Source organism: Providencia sp. wls1914 (assembly GCF_009706645.1).
Classification (GTDB): Bacteria; Pseudomonadota; Gammaproteobacteria; order Enterobacterales; family Enterobacteriaceae; genus Providencia; species Providencia zhijiangensis.
Window position 1 is genome coordinate 271,009 of the sequence record NZ_WLUN01000003.1, and the last position, 24,183, is coordinate 295,191.

Genomic DNA, 24,183 nt, shown 5'->3' on the forward strand with positions numbered 1-24,183 from the left:
GATTTTTGCTCATTCAAATACGCTGTTAGCCACAAAGGAATACGAGTTTCTAACCACATTTGTGGCTTTCTAAAACTACCGCCGACAAAGCCGACGTGTCCACCATGTTCCGTCATTTGATACTCAATATTCGCAGGTAAATGGCTTAAATCAGGCACCACTTCAGGCGCCATAAACGGGTCGTCTTTTGCGTGAATAATCAGGGTTGGCTTAGTGATCTGAGATAACTTAGGTAGTGCGCTGCATTTTTGATAATAATCCGCAGCATCATCAAAACCATGAATACGCGCGGTGATCACATCATCGAACTCACGAATACGTTTTAACTGTTTAAGCTGCAATAAATTAAGAGGAAGTGAACCGGGATAGCGCACCAGTTTGCGGGTAGCGTTACGTTTCAATCCATTTAATAGGTAACGTTGATAGAGCTGAGAAATTCCTTTCTCCATTTTCATGGAGCAGGCTTCGAGCATTAATGGAGCCGAGACAACGACGCCGGCATCTAATTCAGCATTCTCACCATTTTCAGCTAAATAACAGGCGAGCATATTACCGCCAAGGGAATAACCTACGGCGGCGGTGGGGGCATCACCCCATGTCTGTTTTAACCAATGTAAGAAATAGCGCGCATCACTGGTTTCACCTGAATGATAAATACGTTTTTGGCGATTAGGTTCACCGCTGCATCCTCTAAAATGCATGATCACGCCGAGCCACCCTTGCTTTTGGGCGCTTTCTAACATCCCGTGGGCATAGGGGCTTTTAAAATTTCCTTCCAACCCATGAAAAATCACTAAACGAGGCTTTTTGCTCGCTTTTTCTGGGTTTTCACTCCAAGCAAGATCGATAAAATCACCGTCAGGCAATTCTAATCGCTGCCATGTTGGGATAATTTTCGGGGTACGGCGAAAGATCCTTGGCAATAAGGTTTGGAGATGAGGGTTTTTTGCCCAACTCATAGGGCGGAAATTTTCTGACATGGCCTTATTTTTTATTTAGTGGAACGCTTGTGAGTCACATAACATACTGTTATTTTTCTGTGATGCAAGTAAACAAATCTCGAAACAAATTTAGGTTGAGGAACATAGTATAAATGACTCTGGGGCTAATTTTTTCGCTTTTTACGTTTTTATTCATTGCAGCAGTCACGCCCGGCCCTAACAACATGTTGTTGACCTCTTGTGCCGCTAACTACGGCTTTCGTCGCAGTATCGGATTATTATTAGGAATAATGCTGGGCATGCAGTCAATTTTATATTTGTCTGCATTCGGTGTTGCCGCGCTATTACTATTATATCCTGCAATTCATATTGTGCTGAAAATCATTGGTAGCGTTTATTTATTATGGTTAGCATGGAAAACCGCTACCGCCAGCTACGAGCCACTCAAAACAGACAGCAAAGCTGCTAAAAGCGTCACTTGGTTTCAAGGCGGATTATTGCAGTTCTTAAATCCGAAAGCATGGATGATGGGGCTCGGCGCAGTAGGGAGTTTTAGTCTTCCAGGCGAGTTATTTACTCAGTCCATCATTGTGATGAGCATCGTTTTTGTGATTGTGAATTTTGTCGCGGGCTTGATTTGGATGGGCTTCGGTTCTTTGATTGGGGTTTTCTTACGTAGCCGCCGCGCATGGTTTATTTTCAACCTAGTGATGGGGATACTGACCGCCGCGTGTGTGCCGCTAATTTGGTTGGAGTGAGTTTTTCACGCAGAAAAAAGGCACCTTAGGTGCCTTTTTTGCTTTTCAATCCACGTTATTCTCTAGTCTAAATCGACATTTTTACTACCGAACAGATACGTGAAAATAAACCCGCACAGATAAGAGACTAAGACACCGCCGGCATACACCGCCATTGCAGGAAGCACGCCTTGGTCTGACGTCATCAGTGGAATAGCAATTAACCCTGAAGGGCCGAATACAGTATTTAACCCGACAGGTAGACCCATCCACGCGATGGCACCGATAAAGAAACCACCGGCCGCGCCCCCTAAACAGGCAGTCACAAACGGCTTCACTCGTGGTAACGTCACCCCGTAAATTAATGGTTCACCAATACCTAAGAAGCCGGGGAAGAGTGCACCGCCAATTTGACTACGGGTAACAGAGCCTTTCTTCGCCTTCACATACAGTGCCAGTGCCGCACCCACTTGACCCGCACCTGCCATCGCTAAGATTGGGAATAACGAGTTAAACCCTTGCGCTTCAACTAACGCGACATACACTGGAATAAAGCCTTGGTGGACACCGAACATTACCGCAATCAGGAACAGACCCGCTAAGATGGCTGTGCCGATAGGGTTTCCGTTTAAGTGCATGAATAGCCAAGACATTCCTTCGAATAACCAGACGCCAATAGGCATGATGAAGACAAAGGTCGCAGCGCCGACAATTAACAGCGTAATCGTTGAGGTTAAAATAATATCCAAACTGGCCGGAATGATTTTGCGCACTTGTTTTTCAACCCAAGCACCAAAAATACAGGCAATTAGGATCCCGATAATGTTGCCTCTCGGGTCGATATACCAACCAAAGAAGTCTGTCATACCAGAATAGAAGCCTTTAGTGGCCGCCGGGTCGTAACCTAAAATAAACAGCGCAGCGATAATGGCACCGTTAACGCCACTTCCCCCAAACGCTTTTTGGGCGTTATAACCAATCAACAATCCCATAAAGGTGAATAACCCTTTACCGAATACACTCATATACGCAATTAAGCTTTTGAGGTGGGCAAGCTGGGTTGAATCCGCAGGGAATAAGTTTTGGTTCGCTGATAATAATGTGAGTAATGACGCCAAGCCCATTAAGAGACCCGCGCCGATAAAGCCCGGAATTAATGGGGTAAAAATAGTCGCAAATTTAGATAAAAAGCGATGAACGGCGCTGGTTTGTTTTTTCTTCAGCTGCTGTTTATTGGCTGAAGCAATCTCTTTCAGATCTTGGGTCGCGGTAGAGTCATGAGCTTCATCCGCTTCGCCATTTTCTAGCATTTGCTTCATTAAATCCGCGGCGGCTTGGGCTTTTCCAGGGCCCAAAACAATTTGCAGTTGGTCGTCACTTTCTAGTACGCCCAGTACGCCGGGGATTTTTTTGATTTCGATTTTATCGATAAACTGGTCATCATGTAAGGTAAGCCGTAAACGCGTCATGCAGTTACCGCACTGCTTGATATTGCGACCACCACCCACGTGTTGCAGGATCTGCTGTATCATTTCATTTGTTATTTTAGCCATACTGTTTCTCTCATAGAGATCCGCCAATTAGACGGATTTTGCGATGTTGAGGGCAGTGCGAATAAAGCCATGATTTTTAGCGAGCAATTGACGAGCTTCATCGGCATTTAAGCCAGATAAAATCATCAAAATCGCTGTCTTACAGTGTCTATCACATTGTTGTAATGCAGATTCTGCACTTTGGCGGTCGCATTCGGTTGCTTCCATCACAATCTTAGTCTGGCGCTCAATGAGCTTAGCGTTAGTCGCTTCCACATCGACCATTAAATTGCCAAAGACTTTACCGATGCGGATCATCGCCCCAGTGGTGATCATATTTAAAATCAGTTTTTGTGCGGTTCCCGCTTTCATGCGCGAAGAGCCAGTGACAATTTCAGCACCCACAATCGGAGTGATGGCAATGTCAGCGGCTTGGGATACAGGGCTATCAGGGTTACAGCTAATTGAGGCAACGGTTGCACCTAAGGAGCGTGCATATTTCATGGCACCCAGAACATAAGGCGTGCGGCCACTAGCGGCGATCCCAACTAAAATATCTTTTTGATTAAAATCGATGTTCTTTAAGTCTTGCTCCCCTAACTCGGGTTTATCTTCCGCATTTTCAACCGCACGGAAGATGGCTTGGTGACCACCAGCAATCAGCCCAATAACTTGTTCATGAGGGGTTCCATAGGTAGGTGGGCACTCACTGGCATCGAGGATCCCTAAACGTCCAGAAGTACCCGCACCGGAATAAATCAGACGTCCACCTTGTTGGAAAGCTGCCGCTACTTTATCGACCAATTCTGCAATTTGCGGTAAGGTTTTTTCGACAGCCAAAGGGACTTTTTTATCTTCATTGTTGATTACTTGAAGCATTTCAATGGTAGATAATTGGTCAATGTGGGTACTGGCTTCGTTACGGCTTTCCGTGACCATCTTGCTTAAATCAATCGACATAGTAATAACTCCTTAAACGTATCATGAGGGGTATGCTATGGAATTATTTATTCCTTTGATGTGATAATCATCACGGTACTATCTATTCTCCCTTGTCAATATAAGCGAATAAATTTGGTTGTTTATTGCCCTGTAAGTTAATAGTAATTTGAATTTAAATAATTAATTACCAAGCATTGAGTTTTTATTAAAGGAATAATTTATTTGTAAATTTATTCTGTCGATGAAGGTTTATCTTCTTGAGGGCTATTATGACGTTACTCGATACCATCACGTACCTATTACCGAGATTAGCGGAAAATCAACGTAAAATTGCACAATTTATCTTGGAAAGTCCGGAAAACGTGCTGAAACTATCATCTTCACAGTTAGCGGAGCAGTTGGGGATCAGCCAATCCGCTATAGTGAAGTTTAGTCAAAAGCTAGGTGTAAAGGGGTACCCCGCGCTGAAATTGGCGTTGAGTGAAATCATTGGTCGCCAACAGCAAGAGTTGGGGGAGCCTCACCGTGCGTTACATAACCGTATTACGCAAACGGATAGCTTGATGGTGGTCGCGCAGAAGCTGGCATTAGAGAAAAATTATTCCATCACAGAAACAACTAAACGCCTTGATTTTAAACAGTTTGAAAAAATTATTGAGCGTATAGACCATGCGCAGCGTGTGCAAATTGTCGGCATTGGCGGTTCAGGACTTACTGCGAAAGATTTAAGCTATAAGCTTCAGAAAATCGGCATTACCACGCTCGTGGAGCCGGATCATCACGTTCAAATTGCTGCCGCTTTAACCTTGACGCCGAAAGATGTGCAAATCGTCATTTCCTTCTCTGGAAAGCGCAAAGATATGCTCACTGCTGCCAATATTGGTCACCAAAATGGTGCTTGTGTTATCGCTATTACGCGCTCGAAAGAGTCTCCACTCGCTCAAATGTCAGACTATATGTTGGAAAGTGTGGCGGAAGAGAACGAATGGCGCAGCTCATCAATTTCTTCAAGAACGGCACAAAATACCCTGACCGATTTACTGTTCATGGCGTTGTTACAAAAACGGGAAGATAAAGCGAAAGCATTGGTGATGAATGCCAAAGTGATGATTAATAAACTTGATGAATAACTATTAATACCCCGATAACTTTGCAAAATAATCTTATCTGCGTTAAGACTAAAGGAGGCATTATTTCGCTTAAAACAATTCATTGAGGGAGAGTCCATGAGGGCATTGATCGTTTATACCGAGCTAACAGATGAAGATTCTGTGATTAGCCATGCGGTTGCACGGCTGGCAAGCGAACTGAATGACGAACACGTCGAAACGGTCATTATCCGTGATTTTGAAGACGGTCTTGCCTATATTCGCTCAAACACCAGCATTGACTGCTTGCTTTACGGGCGAGATATGTCCGATAAGGAAGAACAAGCTCAAGCGCATCGGCTGATCACTCAGCTTCATCGCCGTCAAGAAGATGTGCCCGTTTTTCTCTTGAGTGACCGTGAAGAGGCCTTGGTAGCTTTTGATCGGAAAATGATGGAGCAGGTGGATGAATTTGCATGGATTTTAGAGGACTCCGCGGACTTTATTGCCGGACGCGTTCTTGCTGCTATCATCCGTTACCGTGCGCAGTTACTCCCGCCATTAATGAAAAGTTTAATTAAATACAGTGATGTACATGAGCACTCATGGGCGGCGCCGGGGCACCAAGGGGGGGTCGGTTTTACCAAAACGCCAGCTGGGCGTATTTATCACGACTTTTTTGGTGAAAATTTATTCCGTACCGATATCGGCATTGAGCGAGTTGCCGTAGGTTCGTTGCTCGATCACACTGGGGCATTTGGGGAGTGTGAGAAAAACGCTGCACGGATTTTTGGTGCTGACCAATCCTATTCTGTTGTGGTGGGCACATCCGGCTCGAACCGTACCATTATGCAAGCTTGTATGACGGACGACGACGTGGTGGTTATTGACCGAAATTGCCATAAATCCATCGAACAAGGTTTGATTTTAACGGGAGCAAAACCTGTTTATATGGTCCCAAGTCGTAACCGTTATGGGATTATTGGACCGATTTATCCCACAGAAATGTCCCCTGAAGCCATTCAGAAAAAGATCGCCAACAATCCATTTACTGCCGATAAAATCGGTAAAAAGCCGGCCTATAGCGTGGTCACAAACTGCACTTATGATGGTGTTTGCTACAATGCGCGCAAAGTGCAAAACCTATTGGATAAATCCCTCGATAGAATTCATTTTGATGAGGCATGGTACGGTTACGCGCGATTTAACCCGATTTATCGTGACCATTTTGCGATGCGTGATGAAGAGCGCAAAGAGGATGACCCTACCATTTTTGCTACTCACTCAACCCATAAATTATTGAATGCGCTGTCTCAAGCCTCGTTCATTCATGTTCGAAATGGCCGGAATGCCATTGATTTTAATCGTTTTAATCAAGCCTATCATATGCATGCAACCACCTCGCCGTTGTATGCCATTTGCGCTTCGAACGATATTGCGGCAGATATGATGGATGGAAATAGTGGGCGCTCATTAACGGATGAAGTGATCCGCGAAGCCATCGACTTTCGTCAATCACTCGGTTATCTGTACAAAGAGTTCCAAAATGATGGCGAATGGTTTTTCAAACCGTGGAATCAGGAAACGGTGAAGGATCCTGCAACCGGTGAGCGCTACGATTTTGAGTTTGCCCCTGTTGAATTGCTGATGAAAGAGCAAAGCTGTTGGGTAATGAACCCTGAAGATACGTGGCATGGTTTCAAAAATATTCCCGCAGATTGGGCGATGTTAGATCCTATCAAAGTGAGTATTTTGGCGCCGGGAATGGGGGACGATGGCAAGCTGCTCGATTCCGGTGTTCCTGCGGCGCTCGTGACCGCATGGCTAAATCATTATGGTATTGTGCCGACCCGTACTACCGATTTCCAAATTATGTTCCTGTTTTCTATGGGGATCACCAAAGGGAAATGGGGCACATTAGTCAATGCATTGCTCTCCTTTAAACGCCACTACGATGCCAACACTCAACTGAAAAAAGTGTTACCTGAAGTGGTGGAAGTAGCGCCTGATATTTATGGTGAGATGGGGCTGAGAGACTTGGGGGATAAGATGTTTGTTTACTTGCAGCGCAATAATCCGGGTAGTCAGCTGAATCAAGCCTATTCAGAGTTACCCAATGTCATGATGAGCCCACGTGATGCCTATCAACAGATTGTTGCGAACCGCGTTGAAGCTGTGCCGTTAGATAAGCTGGCTGGGCGTATTGCAGCGAACTCGATTATTCCTTATCCACCGGGGATCCCAATGTTGTTATCCGGCGAAAGCTTTGGCGAAACCAACAGCCCGCATATTGGTTATTTACGCAGTTTACAAGCGTGGGATAGCGAGTTTCCGGGTTTTGAACATGAAACAGAAGGTACGGAAAAAATTGATGGCGAATACCATGTGATGTGTGTGAAATAGTTATGTGCGTGAAATAGTTACGTGCGATATGGGAAATCGGGAAGGTTGTATGTTAGCCGGTAGAAACCGTGTCGGAAGCGCGTATTAAGATTTAGGAAGGGCGACTTAGTGATAAGTTGCCCTATTTTATTGGGCGGTAGCTATACTTCTCCATATTATTTTTAATATTAAATTTGTCATTGGAAATAGAAATAAATATATTCACTGAACAATTAATGCTTTCTAAAATAAAAAACATTTTTTGTTAAATTTAACTGTGATCTATTATTTTTCACTCTGATTGAAATTCAAACTTATATCGCAAAAAATGCGTTTTATATTTTTATTCTTGCTATGCATGATGAGTTTAAATAGCATATTTATAAGCCACACATACAAAGCTGCCTACGTTATTTATATAACGTTTGGTATGCTTTTATTTGATAATAAAGCATCATCTGATTAAAAATTAATGAGAGTTTGAAATGAATAACATACTGAAAGCTACTTTGGTTGCAGCGGTATTAAGCTCAGTCGGTTTTGTGAGCACGGCGAGCGCAACAGAGAACTCGAAAGAACGACAACAAGCGCGTGATGTACGCCAAGATACCCGTGAAAAAGCACGCGATACTAAGCGTGACTGTATCTCTAATGACAACAAAAGTAACCATGATTGTCGTCAAGATAAACGCCAAACTAAGCAGGATGGTCGCCAGGAAGCTCGTCGAATTAAATACTAGTTTGGTCGCTTAAATAAGTAAAAATCACACAGGCATAATAGATAAATTTATGCCTCTCTGTTTTATATTCTATTAGCGGCGTATTTCTTGAGAAAACTGGTTATCAATAAATTGTATAATAGGAATCTTCTGTTTATTAAAATAATCTTTATCGTCAATAAAGCCTAATTGATGACAATATTGAGAAGCATAGCCACTGACTAACAGTTTCCAGTTAAATTTAAAGTCAGGATAGGTTTTCTTGGCAATTTTATAAATACTGGTTGTGCAGTTATTCCACATAGAATGATATTTTTCATTGGTCTCTTTGAGCTGATTAAGTTTACTCATATAATTGAGAAACAGTTCGGTAATAAGTGGCTTATCTAAATTTAAGGGATAAATATAGACCTGCTCATTGCGTAAATTAACGCGAGTACCAATTAAATCCTGCTCATCAGCGACTACATAGATAATATCGTAGTTATAGAAAAAACCCTTCCAAACCGAAAATTGTTGATGTGTTTTTCGCCTTGTCTCGATAGAGAAAGAGACATAGTCCCCATTGGTAAAACCGAAGCTCAGAAAGACATGGGCGATCATTTTACCAGACCAGTGGGATTGAACTAAGTCTACGCTTTGCAAGTTAGACAGGTTGTAATGCTTTGTATCCCAAGTGTATTCATTCTTATCGGCAAACTGAAAAGAGCGAAAATTATGAATGGCGACGTCCGAAGTTTTGTGATTAAAATCCATATGGGACTTATAGCGATACTCGGTTCTCCACTCATTTTGAGGCAATAGATTGCTCATCTGCACGCTACATTTTTAATAAAACAGACATGGCGCGGGAATAATCTAAAACAATGCCCGGTGTCCACGTCATTATGCTTGCATGTTTTCTGAGTTGGGACATGACCCAAAGCTCAGGGCTAAAGAGCAATTTAAGCAGCAGCATGAAACCGCCTTTTTTCTCAGTAAAATATCCCTCGGTACTTTTTATTAGCGCCAAAGAAACGACGGTTGAACAATTGCGATTCGTTAAATTGTAGGTCGTGTCTTTACTGTATTCTTGCCAGAATGCGTCTAACTTTTCTTTGCTGATCCCTTCAATGGTTAATTTGAAGTTTGATGGCGGCGCAATTTTCATCTCATCAAGATAGCTGATTTGAAAAACGCCCGTGTCATTGTTTTCCTCGGTGGATTTTAATATCTGCAAAAATTGCGCAGTATCGCGATCGATATCTTTCTCTGGGTAGTGGCTGATATAAATTTCATCCAGTTCGAAAGCAACATGCCCTGTACTAATCACGCCCAATGAATTACGGGAAACAATATAACGCTGGATAATTTTAAAAAATAACGGCAGTTGTCCGGTCGTTGTCCATACGTGTAAGGTGCCGCGTTCTCTGTTTGAAGCGTCATTATTGCGTGTAAATACCATCTGGTTAACATTCGAAATTTGGCTGCTCACAACAAAGTAGTAAACAAAGAATGAGTCTAGGGAGAAGATCATAATCAGCGTGCCGACATCCCAATAAACTTGGCGAGAGGAATAGTCAAAAGACCAAGGAATGAAATTCCATAAACCTAATGAAAATTCAATAATGGAGACAGTGAACATCAACTTCCAGCGTTCAAATTTTAAAACCACGCTATTGGACATTTTCCAGATAGCACTGACCATGAGATATAAGCCAGTAATAAACCCAGAGAGAACCGTTTCCCATGCATGTATTTTAGAAAATAAGACAATGTATACCATTAAAAGTAGCACTAACCCGCGGCTGATCCGCAGCCCTCGGGTGGCACCTTGGCAATACATCGCACAGACAAACGAGCGAATGGCTTCCAATAAAATTGGAATACAGAGGAAAATCATAAACTCATGGGGATCAGCAAAAAAAGGTAATAGAAAAAAGCAGGCACCAATCAGAACACCAAATAGTGTGAGCGCCAGAATAAACCAGAAATATTTCTTCGCTGTGTCTCTGCCATAGAGCATCGTAATGATATAAATCATGCTGCACCAACCATAGAATCTTGATAAGTGCTAATGCCTTATCTTTATAGGTTTTTATTATTAATTTGTAGGATTGGCCTCATTATAATGGGGATATTTAAGCGACAAAATAGATGGCAATTCGTGCGTTTTGTTGTGATTTTAATTCATTGAAGAATAAGTGTTATTTCTAGTGTTACACTTTGATTGTGTGGCTGTAACTGCTTTAGGTTAACGGTATGTTAATATTTAATTCTATTAATGACCAGTCAACTCTTCGGATTATGTTTTAAAGAAACCATAAATAAGATTTTTATGTGTAATTAAATTCTTAAACTTAAAATCTCTAATTATGATTATCTCTTTTGGTCATTTATTGAAATAACCCTTTATTAGTCTGATCTTAATAAAGGGTTATTATTGAAGAACGATTACGAATTAACCCGCTTCAAACTCATTGGTCATGGCTTCTAACTGCTCTTGCAGATCCATCCATTCCATTTCAACGTCTTCAAGGGCTGATTTATTCTCAGTCTGCTTTTTCAAACAGTCAGTCAGCTCCGTTTTTTTATCTTGCTCATAAATAGCGGCATCGGATAATTTCGCCTCTAACTCGGCTAAGGATGCAGAGTGTTTTTCCATTTTCTTTTCCAACTCCGTGATTTTTTTACGGATAGGTTGGGTCAGTTGACGGAACTCGGCTTCGCGGCGTTTTTGGTCTTTTCTATCTTGCGCCGTCACGGTTGACGTGCTGGCTGGCTTTTCTTTATCAAGCAGATCGCGGGCTTGCTGTAGCTCCATTTTGTTCTGCTCAGCTAACCATTGTTGGTAATCTTCGAGGTCACCATCAAATTGCTCCACTTTTCCGCCATGAACCAGATACAGCTCATCCGTGGTGGTGCGCAGTAAGTGTCTATCATGGGAAACCACAACCAATGCGCCTTCGAAAGCCATTAACGCTTCGGTTAGTGCTTGGCGCATATCCAAATCTAAGTGGTTGGTTGGCTCATCGAGTAACAGTAAGTTAGGGCGCTGCCAGACAATCAGAGCTAATACTAAGCGAGCTTTTTCCCCACCAGAGAAACGTCCACTAGGATCCGTCACTTGGTCGCCTTTAAAACCAAAGCCGCCAAGGTAATCACGTAATTGCTGCTCGGTTTGCTCTGGCGCAAGACGAGCAAGATGCTGTAGCGGGGATTCATCCGCATGCAAATATTCTAATTGATGCTGGGCGAAGTACCCCAGTTTGATCCCTTTGGCGAGTGAGATTTCACCGTGTAATGGTGGTAAGTCACCTGCTAGCATTTTGATTAGTGTGGATTTACCGGCACCATTTCGTCCCAGTAACCCAATGCGAGAACCCGGAACTAAATTTAATTTGATGGATTCCAACACCACTTTTTCGCCGTAACCTGCACTGACTTTTTCCATTTTTAATAATGGATTCGGCAGGCTTTCCGGTTGACGGAATGAGAAATGGAATGGGTTGTCCACATGCGCAGGGGCGACCATCTCCATGCGTTCGAGCATTTTTATTCGGCTTTGTGCCTGTTTAGCTTTGGTGGCTTGCACTCTAAAGCGGTCAATATAGCTTTGTAAGTGGGCGGCTTTAGCTTGTTGGCTCTCATACAAGGCTTGTTGCTGAGCGAGTTTAGTAGCACGTTGGCGTTCGAATGAGGAGTAGTTGCCCGTGTATTCGAACATGGTTTCTTGTTCGATATGCAGCACTTTGTCGATGATTGGGTCGAGGAAGTCCCTATCATGGGAAATCAAAATCAGTGTGCCAGAATAGCTTTTAAGCCATTTTTCCAACCAAATCACTGCATCTAAATCTAAGTGGTTCGTCGGTTCATCGAGAAGTAATAAATCGGAACGGCACAGTAGGGCTTGCGCAAGGTTCAGGCGCATACGCCATCCACCGGAGAATGATTTTACCGGAGACTGTAGCTGTGCTTGGCTAAAACCAAGACCATGTAGCAAACTCGCTGCACGGGACTGAATTGTCCACGCATCAATGGCATCTAATTGCCCATGAATAACGGCAATAGCATGACCGTCATTTTTTTCGTTCGCCTGTTGGAGTTTATGTTCTAAGGCGCGAAACTCACGATCGCCATCAATCACATATTCAATACAAGGTACATCAAGGGCCGGAGTTTCTTGGTTCACCCACGCCATAGACCAATTGCTTGGAAAGGTTGCTGATCCTGCTTCCGCTTGCAATTCACCCTTTAACAGTGCCAGCAATGTGGATTTTCCGCAGCCGTTTTTACCCACTAACCCGACTTTTTGCCCCGGATTGATAGTCGCAGTTGCATTGTCCAGCAGAACACGTACACCTCGGCGAATTTGTAATGAAGAGAAAACAATCATAGAAACCGTCTATTGAAAATATGTTAAATTATTGAGTTAGATATATTCGAATAATAAAGTTATTACTGAAATATATTAAGCTTAAAGTACATTTAGCAGGCTGCATGGTAACGGAAAATTATCCGCCTGACACGCCTTTGAGGAGGGAAAGATGTCAAATACGCCAAAAGTGCTCGTGGTCTACGCTCACCCAGACCCCCATGAATCTGTTGCTAATCGTCTGTTGTTAAATGCAGTGCGCGATTTTGACAATGTTACTATCCACGATTTATACGCAACATATCCCGATTATTTTATTGATGTCACCGCTGAACAAAAGCTGCTTTGCCAGCATGATGTCATTGTATTTCAGCACCCGCTGTATACTTATAGTTGCCCCGCGCTATTAAAAGAGTGGTTTGACCAAGTTCTGACTCGCCGATTTGCCACAGACCAAGGATACCAAAAACTGAAAGGCAAATATTGGCGCTCGATTATCACCACGGGGGAGCCAGAAGAAGCTTACCAGTATGGCGGCTATAATCGTTATCCATTATCTGAAATCCTTCGTCCATTTGAGTTGACCTCATTGATGTGTGATATGCACTGGATGGAGCCGAACATTATCTATTCTGCCCGTCGGCAGAGCCCGCAACAGTTACATCAAATGGTTGAAGAGTATAAGCAATGGATGAGACAACCCCTCAATACGGGAGACATTTCAAATGGATGAATTAAATCTATTTGAATCGGTGATCATATTTTTATGCGCCGGTGTGGTGATGGTGCCGATTGCCCAAAAAATCCGACTGGGTGCGGTATTAGGCTATTTATTGGCGGGGATTGTGATTGGTCCATTTGTATTGGGCTTTATTCGCAATGTGGATGACATTCTGCATTTCTCGGAGCTGGGTGTTGTCTTCTTAATGTTTTTGATTGGGTTGGAACTGAAACCCTCGAAATTGTGGGAGCTGCGCCGATCGATTTTTGGTGTCGGTACCATTCAAGTGGTTGTAACCGCGGCTTTGATGGCTGGGATCTTGATTCTAGCTCAGTTTTCTTGGCAGGCAGCTGTGGTTGGCGGGCTGGGAATGGCGATGTCCTCAACGGCTATGGCGCTGCAATTAATGAATGAAAAAGGGATGTCCAACCAAGAAAGTGGGCAGCTCGGTTTTTCTGTTTTACTGTTCCAAGATATGGCGGTAATCCCGATTATGGCACTGATTCCGCTGTTGGCAGGGGATACGGGAAGCAGCGATTGGTACAAAATTGGATTGAAAGTGGTGGCGTTTGCGGGATTATGGATTGTCGGACGTTATTTATTACGTCCACTCTTTAGGCTTGCAGCGAAATCGGGCGTTCATGAAATTTTTACCGCAGCGGCGTTGTTAGTCGTACTGGGTTCTGCGTTGATTATGGAAAGCCTTGGCTTCTCAATGGCGTTGGGTACGTTTATGGCGGGGGTGATGCTCGCTGAGACGGAATTTCGTCATGAACTTGAGATTAATATTGAACCGTTTAAAGGCTTGCTGCTAGGGCTGTTTTTCATCTCCGTCGGTATGTCATTAAATTTACAAGTATTGTGGGCTTATCTCCCTCAAGTTTTACTGGCAGTTTTGGTGCTGGTCGCCGTGAAAGCGCTTGTCTTATATGTATTGGGATTTGTGGCGCGTTTACGCACAGGTGCTCGAGCGCAATTCTCTGGGGTGCTTAGCCAAGGTGGTGAGTTCGCCTTTGTAATTTATGCCACGGCATTCGGTGCTAGCGTGATTGATGAGCGACAAATGGATTTATTGTTGGTAGTGGTGACGCTATCGATGATGACAACGCCACTTGTGATGCAGTTGATAGATGCGTATCTCAACCGCCGTTATAATCAGCAAGTAACCTCTACCGAAAAACCGTTTGTGGAAGATACCAATCCTCATGTGATTTTAGTGGGATTTGGGCGAATGGGGCAGGTGGTTGGCCGTCTATTGATGGCGAACAAAGTGAATATTACGGTGCTTGAACAAGATGTTACCGCGATTAGTACCATGCGCCGCTACGGTTACACCGTCTATTATGGGGATGCGCGAGAGCTACAACTTCTGCGCTCAGCGGGAGCGGATAAAGCCAAAGCGATTGTGATCACCAGCAACGTTCCTGAAGAAGTGATGGAAATTGTGCGTATTTGCCAAGAAAACTTCCCGAATTTGCATATTATTGCGCGTGCAAAAGGGCGCTTAGAAGCTCACGAATTACTACACAGCGGCGTGACGGATTTTAGCCGTGAAACCTTCTCAAGCGCATTAGAAATGGGAAGCAAAGCACTGATTAGCACCGGAATGCATCCACACAAAGCTTATCGAGCGAAACAGCATTTCCGTCGGCTTGATATGCGTATGCTGCGGGATATTATTCCTGAAAATGAGAACAGCGACAGCGGGCAAATTTCACGTATTAAAGAGGCACGGCGTGAACTCAACGAACTTTTCGAAAAAGAGATGCAAAGAGAAAATCGCCAACCGCACAGCTGGAATAACGAACAGTAAGGTAGAAAAATGGCAGCAACACGTAAGCGTTTTATTGCTGGGGCAACCTGTCCTAAATGTAAGTCTCAAGACACCTTAATGATGTGGCGAGAAGATAAAATTGATGTGGTTGAATGTGTGAATTGTGGGGATCAACAACGTCAAGCTGAAGGCGATGCAACTGAGCATGTGAGAAAGCAAGAACAAGTTATTGGAATTTTTACGCCAGAATAAGAGAATTTTGTCAATTCTCAATACAGCACAATTGTTTTCCGGTACAATTGGCAAAAATTTTTCCCTTACGGGTCGTAGGAGATGTCATGAAAGTAGCAAAAGACTTGGTTGTAAGCCTAGCTTACCAAGTAAGAACAGAAGACGGTGTTTTAGTTGATGAGTCCCCGGCAAATGCGCCAATGGACTATCTGCATGGCCGTGGTTCTTTAATTTCTGGTCTGGAAAAAGCATTAGAAGGTCGTGCAGTTGGCGAACATTTCGATGTTGAAGTCGCTTCAGACGATGCATATGGTCAATATGATGACAACTTAGTTCAACGCGTACCGAAAGATGTATTCATGGGCGTTGACGAGCTGGAAGTGGGTATGCGTTTCTTAGCGGACACTGACATGGGCCCAGTTCCAGTTGAAATCACTGGCATCGAAGGCGATGAAGTTATCGTTGACGGTAACCATATGCTAGCAGGTCAAAACCTGAAATTTAATGTTGAAGTCATGGCTATCCGTGAAGCAACTGAAGAAGAAATCGCTCATGGCCACGTCCATGGTGCTGATGGTCACGACCACGACCATGACCACGAAGGTGGTTGCTGTGGCGGTGGCGGTCATAGCCACGGTTCAGAAGGCGGTTGCTGTGGTGGTGGTGAAGGTCAAGGCCACGGTCACAAGCATGGCGGTTGTGGTTGCCACTAATCCCTAGCGCCAATGAGTAAAAAAAAGGAAAGCAGATGCTTTCCTTTTTTCGTTGATAGTTTTAGTAATGTGGCGGTGGAGTCTCTTCTTCTGGACGAGCTAGGTGAGATGATTGCGATGCTTTTAATCTCTCCGCCACAATACGTAAATGTTCCTGCATTTTTGACAGCTGCATTTGTTGTTCTGTAATTACTTGGTTAAGCTGTTCAATGGCCAATTCTTGGAAAGCAACTTTGCTTTCTAAAAGTTCTAAACGCTGTTCAAAATTGTCTGATGAATCCATTTTAGACTCTCCTTATGGGTTCTCATCATGAAAAAACATCATAATAACCGAACATTACAAATCAACAGATAAGTTTTATTTAAAGGTGTAGGCGTTGAAACCTCTTTTTGTTAATGTGGTCTAAGATATTCTTATATTTATTGTGTTAACTGACAGCTTGTTTTTTTAAGGTAAGGAACAGCTATCAATAAAAATGAGCCGTATGGCTCGAATAATAGCTATCGGAGATTAGGATGAAATCACTGTTTAAGGCAAGTCTATTAGCAACAACATTAGCATTCGCTTTTACTGCCCCACAAGTTATGGCGGAAGAAGCAAAAACACAAGCGAGCGCTTTCAAAAATGCAGAAGAGCGTAACGCATACGCATTAGGTGCCTCTTTAGGTCGCTATATGCAGAATTCTTTAGAAGAACAAAAATCGATCGGTATTAATCTGGACAAAGCCCAATTACTGGCTGGTGTTCAAGATGCATTCAACGGCAAAAGCAAAATGACTGATGCACAAGTTGAAGAAACATTACGTCAATTCGAAGGACAAGTGAAAAAAGCAGCTGAAGATAAAATCAAAGCTGAATCAGTAGCTAACGTGAAGAAAGGTGACGAATATCGCGAGAAATTTGCAAAAGAAAAGGGCGTAGTGAAAACTAAGTCTGGCCTACTGTACAAAATTGAAAAAGACGGTACTGGCGCCAAACCTAAAGAAGACGAAACCGTTGTTGTTCACTATAAAGGCTCTTTAGTTGATGGCACTGAATTCGATAGCTCTTATTCTCGTAACGAGCCACTGACTATCCCATTAAACTCAGTGATCAAAGGCTGGACTGAAGGTTTATCTAACCTGAAGAAAGGTGGCAAGATGACATTAGTTATCCCACCAGAATTAGCTTACGGTGAAAACGGCGTTCCAGGTATCCCAGCAAATTCAACGCTGATCTTTGATGTTGAATTATTAGACATCAAACCTGCTGCAAAATAAGATTTCACAGCGTTAAAAACAAAAAAGCTCAGATTCGTTCTGGGCTTTTTTCATTGGGTTACGCAATTCAATGCTAAAAAAGCAGAGTTGTGTCATTCTCGATTAAAAATTTACATTTAAAAATCTTATATTCTTTAAAACTTGTGATAAAACATACTCTCTTGCATTCATTCGCTTGACGGCAACGCCTTGGAGTTTTAACTTCAGTAGATTCGTTTTTATTTTTAATCATCACATCCGTTGACTATGTACGATAAAGTGAAGGCAAATGAGTCGAATAATGAATGCCTCATTGGTTGACGTGATGAATTTTATACACTTTAGAAGGATGCCGTTGAAATGTCTGATGCATTACAATCCCAAGACCTCAGTGATATTAATATTCTTGATAACCAGCCGTTTACTGAGACTGACCACGAAATTTTAAAATCATATGAAGCTGCGGTTGACGGGCTCGCTATGCTAATCGGTGAGCATTGTGAAATTGTTCTTCACTCTCTAGAAGACCTCAAATGTTCAGCAGTGAGAATAGCGAATGGTCAGCATACAGGGCGTAAAATTGGCTCCCCTATCACTGACTTAGCATTAAGAATGCTTCATGACATGGCGGATGCGGAATCCAATGTCTCTAAAGCGTATTTTACGAAAGCGAAAAGTGGCGACTTAATGAAGTCCGTGACGATTGCGATTCGTAACCGTAAGCAACGTGTTATTGGCTTACTGTGTATCAACATGAACTTGGATGTACCATTCTCTGAAATCATTAAGTCTTTTGTACCGGAAGAAAAACAAGAAGTGACTTCCGATGTGAACTTTGCATCTTCAGTTGATGACTTAGTTGCACAAACATTGGAATACACCATCGAAGAAGTTAGCAATGACCGTAATGTTTCTAACAACGCGAAAAATAAACAAGTGGTTCTGAACCTGTACGAAAAAGGGATCTTTGATATCAAAGATGCTATCAACCAAGTTGCTGACCGCCTGAATATTTCCAAGCACACTGTCTATTTATATATCCGCCAATTTAAGAGTGGTGAATGAGTAAAACAACCCCGCTAACCTATTGTTTGTTAGTGACAGGTCCCGCATACGGCACTTCACAATCAGCAAGTGCCTATCAATTTGCCAAGGCCCTTCTTCAAGAGGGGCATCTATTGAAGACGGTGTTTTTCTATCAAGATGGCGTTCTGAATGGCAATGCTTTAACTTCCCCTGCGAATGATGAATTTGATCTGGTCAAAGCATGGCGCCAGCTGGCACAAGAGTCGGGCTGTGAAATGAATATCTGCGTTGCAGCAGGGTTACGTCGTGGTATTACAGATGAAGAGCAAGCTAACGCGCTATCGCTATCTGCTTATAATTTATCTGAAAGTTTTACCATGAGAGGTTTAGGAAGTCTGGCTGAATCCATGTTAACCACTGACCGCACAATCCAGTTTTAAACCTGAACATCATGAACCACGTCACTCTATAAGATATAAGATAAGGTCTCTTGTGAAGAAAATAGCCTTTGTTTTTACGACTATGCCACATGGTAGTGCCAGTGGGCGCGAAGGACTGGATGCGTTATTAGCGACCTCAGCACTGACTGAGGAAATCAGTGTATTCTTTCTTTCTGATGGCGTATGCCAATTACTCGCTCATCAGCAGCCTAAAGAAATTTTAGCTCGGGACTATATTGCGACGTTCAAGATTTTACCTCTCTATGACATTGAAAACATTTACCTATGTTCAGAGTCATTAAAGGAAAGAGGCCTTAGCCAGCAAAATGAGTGGATTGTGACGCCTGAATTTTTAACACCCCAGCAGATCCAAGAGCAGTTATCTGTCTGTGATGTTGTGCTGAAATTTTGAGCTTGTGTTCAAAATTTGATCTTGTGTTCGGATTTTGATCTATAGTAGGATCCTGCCTATGTTATACACCCTAGCCACTTCTCCATTTAAATGTGATTTTTCCGCGCTATTGCGTTTAATCACCAATGAAGACGCTATATTGCTTTTCCAAGATGGTGTGATTGCCGCCGTTTCACAATCCAAATATCTTGCGGAACTACAAAATAGCGGTGCCCAAATCTATGCCTTGGATGCAGATATTGACGCCCGAGGGCTACAAGATCAGGTAGCTGATGGCGTTTCTATCATCTCATATCAAGGTTTTGTAAAGCTAACTGAAGCTCATAAGCAACATTTTGCCTTATAAAGTCACTAAAAGTTGTATATTTCTTGACACCTGAGCCAGTCGGCAATAAAATTTCGCGTCCTCGTGTATCGTCATGTTGGCGAACGAGGTCAAAATCCGTGTTTACGAAGCAAAAAAACCAGGAGCTTTTTTAATAATGGCAACTATTAATCAGCTGGTACGCAAATCTCGTAGCTCGAAAGTTGTGAAAAGCAACGTTCCAGCACTGGAAGCTTGCCCGCAAAAACGTGGCGTATGTACTCGTGTATATACTACCACTCCTAAAAAACCAAACTCAGCATTACGTAAAGTATGCCGTGTTCGTTTAACTAACGGTTTCGAAGTATCTTCCTACATCGGTGGTGAAGGCCACAACTTGCAGGAACACTCCGTAATCCTGATCCGTGGCGGTCGTGTTAAAGACTTGCCAGGTGTGCGTTATCACACCGTTCGCGGCGCACTGGACTGTTCTGGTGTTAAAGACCGTAAGCAAGCTCGTTCTAAATACGGCGCGAAGAAACCTAAGGCTTAATGGATTTCCGTTAAGTAAGGCCAAACATTTTTAATCTTAATGTCAAAATACTCTCGTAGAGTTTTGGACAAACCTGAATTAACAACGGAGTCATATCCATGCCACGTCGTCGCGTAATTGGTCAACGTAAAATTCTTCCAGATCCTAAGTTCGGATCAGAATTACTGGCCAAATTTGTAAATATCCTGATGGTAGACGGGAAAAAATCTACTGCTGAAGCAATCGTATATAACGCACTTGAGCTCCTTGCTCAGCGTTCTGGTAAAACTGAACTTGACGCATTCGAATTAGCACTTGATAACGTGCGTCCGACTGTGGAAGTTAAATCCCGCCGTGTTGGTGGTTCAACTTACCAAGTTCCAGTTGAAGTTCGCCCGGTTCGTCGTAATGCCCTGGCAATGCGTTGGATCGTTGATGCTGCTCGTAAACGCGGTGATAAATCTATGGCGCTTCGCCTGGCAAACGAATTATCAGACGCTGCTGAGAACAAAGGTTCATCTGTTAAGAAACGTGAAGACGTTCACCGTATGGCAGAAGCTAACAAGGCGTTCGCACACTACCGTTGGTAATCTCTTACCAATCTTAGTGATGTATCTCAGGGTAGCTTTCAGCTGCCCTTTATATGAAGAATTGAACGCCCACGAGAGAGGAAAAAATGGCTCGTCAAACGCCCATAGCACGCTATCGTAACATCGGTATCAGTGCACACATCGACGCCGGTAAAACCACAACTTCTGAACGTATTCTGTTCTATACTGGTGTAAACCATAAGATCGGTGAAACCCACGAAGGTTCTGCAACAATGGACTGGATGGAGCAGGAGCAAGAGCGTGGTATTACTATCACTTCAGCTGCGACTACTGCATTCTGGTCTGGTATGGCTAAGCAGTATGAACCACACCGTATCAACATCATCGACACCCCGGGACACGTTGACTTCACAATCGAAGTAGAACGTTCTATGCGTGTTCTTGATGGCGCGGTAATGGTTTACTGTGCGGTTGGTGGTGTTCAGCCACAGTCTGAAACCGTATGGCGTCAGGCTAACAAATATAAAGTTCCACGTATCGCGTTCGTTAACAAAATGGACCGTATGGGTGCGAACTTCTTACGCGTTGTTGAGCAGTTAAAAACTCGTTTAGCAGCTACTGCAGTTCCACTGCAATTACCAGTTGGCGCAGAAGAGTCGTTCACTGGTGTTGTTGACTTGCTGAAAATGAAAGCAATCAAATGGAACGATGAAGACCAAGGCGTTACCTTCGAATATGAAGATATCCCTGCGGACATGCAAGAGCTGGCTGAAGAGTGGCACAACAACCTGATCGAATCCGCTGCAGAAGCATCAGAAGAACTGATGGAAAAATATCTGGGCGGTGAAGAACTGACTGAAGCAGAAATCAAAGGTGCTTTACGTCAACGTGTTCTTGCTAGCGAAATTATCCTGGTTACCTGTGGTTCTGCATTTAAGAACAAAGGTGTTCAGGCGATGCTGGATGCGGTCGTGGATTACTTACCAGCTCCTACAGATGTACCGGCAATTAACGGTATTCTGGACGATGGTAAAGATACTCCAGCTGAACGTCATGCAAGTGACGAAGAGCCGTTCTCATCTTTAGCATTTAAAATTGCAACTGACCCATTCGTTGGTAACCTGACATTCTTCCGTGTTTATTCCGGTGTTGTTAACTCAGGTGATACCGTTCTGAACGCTGTTAAAGCGAAGAAAGAGCGTTTTGGTCGTATCGTTCAGATGCACGCTAACAAGCGTGAAGAGATTAAAGAAGTTCGCGCTGGTGACATCGCGGCTGCTATCGGTCTGAAAGACGTAACTACAGGTGATACTTTATGTGCAGTTGATGCACCAATCATCCTGGAGCGTATGGAATTCCCAGAGCCAGTAATCTCTGTTGCAATCGAACCAAAAACTAAAGCTGACCAAGAAAAAATGGGTATCGCATTAGGCCGTCTGGCTCAAGAAGACCCATCATTCCGCGTATCAAGTGATGAAGAGACTAATCAGACTATCATCGCTGGTATGGGTGAATTGCACTTGGACGTTCTGGTTGACCGTATGCGTCGTGAATTCAAAGTTGAAGCGAACGTTGGTAAACCACAAGTAGCTTACCGCGAAGCAATCACTGCTAAAGTGACTGACATCGAAGGTAAACACGCGAAACAGTCTGGTGGTCGTGGTCAGTACGGTCATGTCGTTATCGATATGTACCCACTGGACAAGAAAGACAAAGATGGTCTGCCAATGGACTACGAGTTTGTCAACGAAATCAAAGGTGGTGTAATCCCTACGGAATACATTCCTGCGGTTGACAAAGGTCTGCAAGAGCAGCTTAAGTCTGGTCCATTAGCTGGTTATCCAGTAGTTAACATGGGTGTTCGTCTGCATTTCGGTTCTTACCATGATGTTGACTCCTCTGAATTGGCGTTTAAATTGGCAGCATCGCTGGCATTTAAAGACGGCTTCAAAAAAGCGAAACCAGTTCTGCTTGAGCCAATCATGAAAGTTGAAGTGGAAACTCCAGAAGACTACATGGGCGATGTAATTGGTGACCTGAACCGTCGTCGTGGTATGATTGAAGGTATGGATGACTTACCTACTGGTAAAGTTGTTCGTGCACAAGTACCATTGTCCGAAATGTTCGGTTATGCTACTGACCTGCGTTCTCAGACACAAGGTCGTGCTTCATACTCTATGGAGTTCCTGAAGTACAATGAAGCGCCAAACAACGTTGCACAAGCTGTAATCGAAGCTCGTAACGCTAGATAATCGATTTTTATCGATTTAACTACTTTAATTTAAGTTCCTTCTTTATCGTGAAGAGGGAACTCCATAAGGAATAGAGTCGTGTCTAAAGAAAAATTTGAACGTTCAAAACCGCACGTTAACGTTGGTACAATCGGCCACGTTGACCATGGTAAAACTACCCTGACAGCAGCAATCACTACTGTTCTGGCTAAAACTTACGGCGGTAACGCTCGTGCATTCGACCAAATCGATAACGCACCAGAAGAAAAAGCGCGTGGTATCACCATTTCTACTTCTCACGTAGAATATGACACTCCAACTCGCCACTACGCACACGTAGACTGCCCAGGTCACGCCGACTATGTTAAAAACATGATCACTGGTGCTGCGCAGATGGACGGTGCAATTCTGGTTGTTGCTGCGACTGATGGCCCAATGCCACAAACTCGTGAGCACATCCTGTTAGGTCGCCAAGTAGGTGTTCCTTACATCATCGTTTTCCTGAACAAATGTGACATGGTAGACGACGAAGAACTGTTAGAATTAGTTGAAATGGAAGTTCGTGAACTTCTGTCTCAATACGATTTCCCAGGCGACGACACTCCAGTTGTTCGCGGTTCAGCACTGAAAGCGCTGGAAGGCAACCCAGAGTGGGAAGCGAAAATTGTTGAATTAGCAGGCTACCTGGATTCTTACATCCCAGAACCAGAGCGTGCAATTGACAAGCCATTCCTGCTGCCAATCGAAGACGTATTCTCAATCTCTGGTCGTGGTACAGTAGTAACAGGCCGTGTTGAGCGTGGTATCATCAAAGTTGGTGAAGAAGTTGAAATCGTTGGTATCCAAGCAACGGCTAAAACAACTTGTACTGGCGTTGAAATGTTCCGTAAACTGCTGGACGAAGGTCGTGCGGGTGAGAACGTTGGTGTTCTGCTGCGTGGTACTAAGCGTGAAGAAATTCAACGTGGTCAAGTACTGGCTAAACCAGGTTCAATCAAGCCACACACCCAATTCGAATCAGAAGTTTATATTCTGAGCAAAGATGAAGGTGGTCGTCATACTCCATTCTTCAAAGGCTACCGTCCACAGTTCTACTTCCGTACAACTGACGTAACCGGTACTATCGAACTGCCAGAAGGCGTAGAGATGGTAATGCCAGGCGACAACATCAACATGATCGTGACTCTGATTCACCCAATCGCGATGGATGATGGTTTACGTTTCGCAATCCGTGAAGGTGGTCGTACTGTAGGTGCGGGTGTTGTTGCAAGAATCATTGCATAATACCGCTCTTTCTGAATAAGAAAGAACCAC

19 protein-coding genes and 5 pseudogenes are annotated in these 24,183 nt (G+C 43.5%); 17 read left to right on the plus strand and 7 right to left on the minus strand.

All coding sequences use genetic code 11. The features are described from left to right. Positions 1 to 2: 2 nt before the first annotated feature. Positions 3 to 980 (minus strand): annotated as a pseudogene (locus GKR74_RS02105) (hydrolase); the annotation flags it as partial. 113 nt (positions 981 to 1,093) lie between these two features. Here GKR74_RS02105 and GKR74_RS02110 point away from each other — a divergent pair. Beyond that, positions 1,094 to 1,696, plus strand: a pseudogene (locus tag GKR74_RS02110) (LysE family translocator); the annotation flags it as partial. A 65-nt stretch (positions 1,697 to 1,761) separates the two neighbouring features. On the opposite strand, the gene murP reads toward GKR74_RS02110, so the two are convergent. Together murP and murQ are read right to left on the minus strand one after the other, a co-directional pair. Further along, complete coding sequence (murP, locus tag GKR74_RS02115) at positions 1,762 to 3,231, minus strand: PTS N-acetylmuramic acid transporter subunit IIBC (RefSeq protein ID WP_154602325.1); 1,470 nt, start codon at positions 3,229 to 3,231, stop codon at positions 1,762 to 1,764. 27 nt (positions 3,232 to 3,258) lie between these two features. Then, positions 3,259 to 4,170 carry an N-acetylmuramic acid 6-phosphate etherase gene (murQ, locus tag GKR74_RS02120; RefSeq protein WP_154602326.1) on the minus strand — a complete coding sequence of 304 codons (912 nt, stop codon included), beginning with the start codon at positions 4,168 to 4,170 and terminating at the stop codon, positions 3,259 to 3,261. A gap of 251 nt (positions 4,171 to 4,421) precedes the next feature. On the opposite strand from murQ, the gene GKR74_RS02125 reads away from it, so the two are divergent. The 3 genes from GKR74_RS02125 (at position 4,422) to GKR74_RS02135 (ending at position 8,362) form a co-directional block, all read left to right on the plus strand. Then, a complete protein-coding gene (locus GKR74_RS02125; protein ID WP_154602327.1) occupies positions 4,422 to 5,282 on the plus strand; it encodes a MurR/RpiR family transcriptional regulator in 861 nt (286 codons plus the stop codon). A 96-nt stretch (positions 5,283 to 5,378) separates the two neighbouring features. Beyond that, positions 5,379 to 7,643, plus strand: a complete 2,265-nt coding sequence (gene adiA, locus GKR74_RS02130; protein ID WP_154602328.1) for an arginine decarboxylase — start codon at positions 5,379 to 5,381, stop codon at positions 7,641 to 7,643. Between the two features lie 464 nt (positions 7,644 to 8,107). After that, positions 8,108 to 8,362 carry a hypothetical protein gene (locus GKR74_RS02135; RefSeq protein WP_154602329.1) on the plus strand — a complete coding sequence of 85 codons (255 nt, stop codon included), beginning with the start codon at positions 8,108 to 8,110 and terminating at the stop codon, positions 8,360 to 8,362. A 72-nt stretch (positions 8,363 to 8,434) separates the two neighbouring features. On the opposite strand, the gene GKR74_RS02140 is transcribed toward GKR74_RS02135, so the two are convergent. From GKR74_RS02140 to GKR74_RS02150, 3 genes are all read right to left on the minus strand, one after another. Next, a complete protein-coding gene (locus GKR74_RS02140) occupies positions 8,435 to 9,154 on the minus strand; it encodes an Lnb N-terminal periplasmic domain-containing protein (protein WP_230089113.1) in 720 nt (239 codons plus the stop codon). A 7-nt stretch (positions 9,155 to 9,161) separates the two neighbouring features. Continuing rightward, positions 9,162 to 10,364, minus strand: coding sequence for a peptidase (locus GKR74_RS02145; protein WP_154602330.1), 1,203 nt, complete (start codon positions 10,362 to 10,364; stop codon positions 9,162 to 9,164). A gap of 417 nt (positions 10,365 to 10,781) precedes the next feature. Further along, positions 10,782 to 12,716, minus strand: coding sequence for an ABC transporter ATP-binding protein (locus tag GKR74_RS02150; RefSeq protein ID WP_154602331.1), 1,935 nt, complete (start codon positions 12,714 to 12,716; stop codon positions 10,782 to 10,784). 151 nt (positions 12,717 to 12,867) lie between these two features. Here GKR74_RS02150 and kefG point away from each other — a divergent pair. From kefG to slyD, 4 genes and pseudogenes are all read left to right on the plus strand, one after another. Further along, positions 12,868 to 13,410, plus strand: a pseudogene (gene kefG, locus GKR74_RS02155) (glutathione-regulated potassium-efflux system ancillary protein KefG); the annotation flags it as partial. Positions 13,411 to 13,420: 10 nt separating this feature from the next. Continuing rightward, entirely contained in the window at positions 13,421 to 15,229 is a 1,809-nt protein-coding gene (kefB, locus tag GKR74_RS02160) for a glutathione-regulated potassium-efflux system protein KefB (protein ID WP_154602333.1), read from the plus strand. Between the two features lie 9 nt (positions 15,230 to 15,238). Beyond that, positions 15,239 to 15,442, plus strand: a complete 204-nt coding sequence (locus GKR74_RS02165; protein ID WP_036948717.1) for a YheV family putative zinc ribbon protein — start codon at positions 15,239 to 15,241, stop codon at positions 15,440 to 15,442. A gap of 86 nt (positions 15,443 to 15,528) precedes the next feature. Continuing rightward, positions 15,529 to 16,134 (plus strand): peptidylprolyl isomerase, encoded by a 606-nt coding sequence (slyD, locus tag GKR74_RS02170; protein ID WP_154602334.1) that lies wholly within the window; start codon positions 15,529 to 15,531, stop codon positions 16,132 to 16,134. Positions 16,135 to 16,195: 61 nt separating this feature from the next. Here slyD and GKR74_RS02175 read toward each other — a convergent pair whose 3' ends face one another. Further along, positions 16,196 to 16,417, minus strand: coding sequence for a SlyX family protein (locus tag GKR74_RS02175; protein WP_154602335.1), 222 nt, complete (start codon positions 16,415 to 16,417; stop codon positions 16,196 to 16,198). Positions 16,418 to 16,650: 233 nt separating this feature from the next. On the opposite strand from GKR74_RS02175, the gene fkpA reads away from it, so the two are divergent. The 9 genes and pseudogenes from fkpA (at position 16,651) to tuf (ending at position 24,153) form a co-directional block, all read left to right on the plus strand. Then, positions 16,651 to 17,394: an FKBP-type peptidyl-prolyl cis-trans isomerase gene (fkpA, locus tag GKR74_RS02180; protein WP_154602336.1), complete on the plus strand. Its 744-nt coding sequence runs from the start codon at positions 16,651 to 16,653 to the stop codon at positions 17,392 to 17,394. A gap of 339 nt (positions 17,395 to 17,733) precedes the next feature. Next, a pseudogene (locus GKR74_RS02185) lies at positions 17,734 to 18,456 on the plus strand (helix-turn-helix transcriptional regulator). Beyond that, positions 18,435 to 18,839 carry a sulfurtransferase complex subunit TusD gene (gene tusD, locus GKR74_RS02190; protein WP_154602337.1) on the plus strand — a complete coding sequence of 135 codons (405 nt, stop codon included), beginning with the start codon at positions 18,435 to 18,437 and terminating at the stop codon, positions 18,837 to 18,839. The pseudogene GKR74_RS02185 and the gene tusD overlap by 22 nt, the downstream one beginning before the upstream one ends. A 52-nt stretch (positions 18,840 to 18,891) precedes the next feature. Further along, positions 18,892 to 19,296, plus strand: a pseudogene (tusC, locus tag GKR74_RS02195) (sulfurtransferase complex subunit TusC). Positions 19,297 to 19,309: 13 nt separating this feature from the next. Next, positions 19,310 to 19,597 (plus strand): sulfurtransferase complex subunit TusB, encoded by a 288-nt coding sequence (gene tusB, locus GKR74_RS02200; RefSeq protein WP_154602338.1) that lies wholly within the window; start codon positions 19,310 to 19,312, stop codon positions 19,595 to 19,597. Positions 19,598 to 19,733: 136 nt separating this feature from the next. Continuing rightward, a complete protein-coding gene (gene rpsL, locus GKR74_RS02205) occupies positions 19,734 to 20,108 on the plus strand; it encodes a 30S ribosomal protein S12 (RefSeq protein WP_004265905.1) in 375 nt (124 codons plus the stop codon). Positions 20,109 to 20,206: 98 nt separating this feature from the next. Further along, positions 20,207 to 20,677, plus strand: coding sequence for a 30S ribosomal protein S7 (gene rpsG / locus GKR74_RS02210; protein WP_006813694.1), 471 nt, complete (start codon positions 20,207 to 20,209; stop codon positions 20,675 to 20,677). Positions 20,678 to 20,763: 86 nt separating this feature from the next. After that, positions 20,764 to 22,890 carry an elongation factor G gene (fusA, locus tag GKR74_RS02215; RefSeq protein WP_154602339.1) on the plus strand — a complete coding sequence of 709 codons (2,127 nt, stop codon included), beginning with the start codon at positions 20,764 to 20,766 and terminating at the stop codon, positions 22,888 to 22,890. Positions 22,891 to 22,968: 78 nt separating this feature from the next. Next, positions 22,969 to 24,153: an elongation factor Tu gene (tuf, locus tag GKR74_RS02220; RefSeq protein WP_096759607.1), complete on the plus strand. Its 1,185-nt coding sequence runs from the start codon at positions 22,969 to 22,971 to the stop codon at positions 24,151 to 24,153. The last annotated feature ends 30 nt before the right edge of the window (positions 24,154 to 24,183 follow it).

What these genes read in the sequence shown, in the direction of transcription:
- murP (WP_154602325.1), bottom strand. Translation starts at nt 3,231, where the DNA reads ATGGCTAAAATAACAAATGAAATGATACAGCAGATCCTGCAACACGTG.
- murQ (WP_154602326.1), bottom strand. Translation starts at nt 4,170, where the DNA reads ATGTCGATTGATTTAAGCAAGATGGTCACGGAAAGCCGTAACGAAGCC.
- GKR74_RS02125 (WP_154602327.1), top strand. Translation starts at nt 4,422, where the DNA reads ATGACGTTACTCGATACCATCACGTACCTATTACCGAGATTAGCGGAA.
- adiA (WP_154602328.1), top strand. Translation starts at nt 5,379, where the DNA reads ATGAGGGCATTGATCGTTTATACCGAGCTAACAGATGAAGATTCTGTG.
- GKR74_RS02135 (WP_154602329.1), top strand. Translation starts at nt 8,108, where the DNA reads ATGAATAACATACTGAAAGCTACTTTGGTTGCAGCGGTATTAAGCTCA.
- GKR74_RS02140 (WP_230089113.1), bottom strand. Translation starts at nt 9,154, where the DNA reads ATGAGCAATCTATTGCCTCAAAATGAGTGGAGAACCGAGTATCGCTAT.
- GKR74_RS02145 (WP_154602330.1), bottom strand. Translation starts at nt 10,364, where the DNA reads ATGATTTATATCATTACGATGCTCTATGGCAGAGACACAGCGAAGAAA.
- GKR74_RS02150 (WP_154602331.1), bottom strand. Translation starts at nt 12,716, where the DNA reads ATGATTGTTTTCTCTTCATTACAAATTCGCCGAGGTGTACGTGTTCTG.
- kefB (WP_154602333.1), top strand. Translation starts at nt 13,421, where the DNA reads ATGGATGAATTAAATCTATTTGAATCGGTGATCATATTTTTATGCGCC.
- GKR74_RS02165 (WP_036948717.1), top strand. Translation starts at nt 15,239, where the DNA reads ATGGCAGCAACACGTAAGCGTTTTATTGCTGGGGCAACCTGTCCTAAA.
- slyD (WP_154602334.1), top strand. Translation starts at nt 15,529, where the DNA reads ATGAAAGTAGCAAAAGACTTGGTTGTAAGCCTAGCTTACCAAGTAAGA.
- GKR74_RS02175 (WP_154602335.1), bottom strand. Translation starts at nt 16,417, where the DNA reads ATGGATTCATCAGACAATTTTGAACAGCGTTTAGAACTTTTAGAAAGC.
- fkpA (WP_154602336.1), top strand. Translation starts at nt 16,651, where the DNA reads ATGAAATCACTGTTTAAGGCAAGTCTATTAGCAACAACATTAGCATTC.
- tusD (WP_154602337.1), top strand. Translation starts at nt 18,435, where the DNA reads ATGAGTAAAACAACCCCGCTAACCTATTGTTTGTTAGTGACAGGTCCC.
- tusB (WP_154602338.1), top strand. Translation starts at nt 19,310, where the DNA reads ATGTTATACACCCTAGCCACTTCTCCATTTAAATGTGATTTTTCCGCG.
- rpsL (WP_004265905.1), top strand. Translation starts at nt 19,734, where the DNA reads ATGGCAACTATTAATCAGCTGGTACGCAAATCTCGTAGCTCGAAAGTT.
- rpsG (WP_006813694.1), top strand. Translation starts at nt 20,207, where the DNA reads ATGCCACGTCGTCGCGTAATTGGTCAACGTAAAATTCTTCCAGATCCT.
- fusA (WP_154602339.1), top strand. Translation starts at nt 20,764, where the DNA reads ATGGCTCGTCAAACGCCCATAGCACGCTATCGTAACATCGGTATCAGT.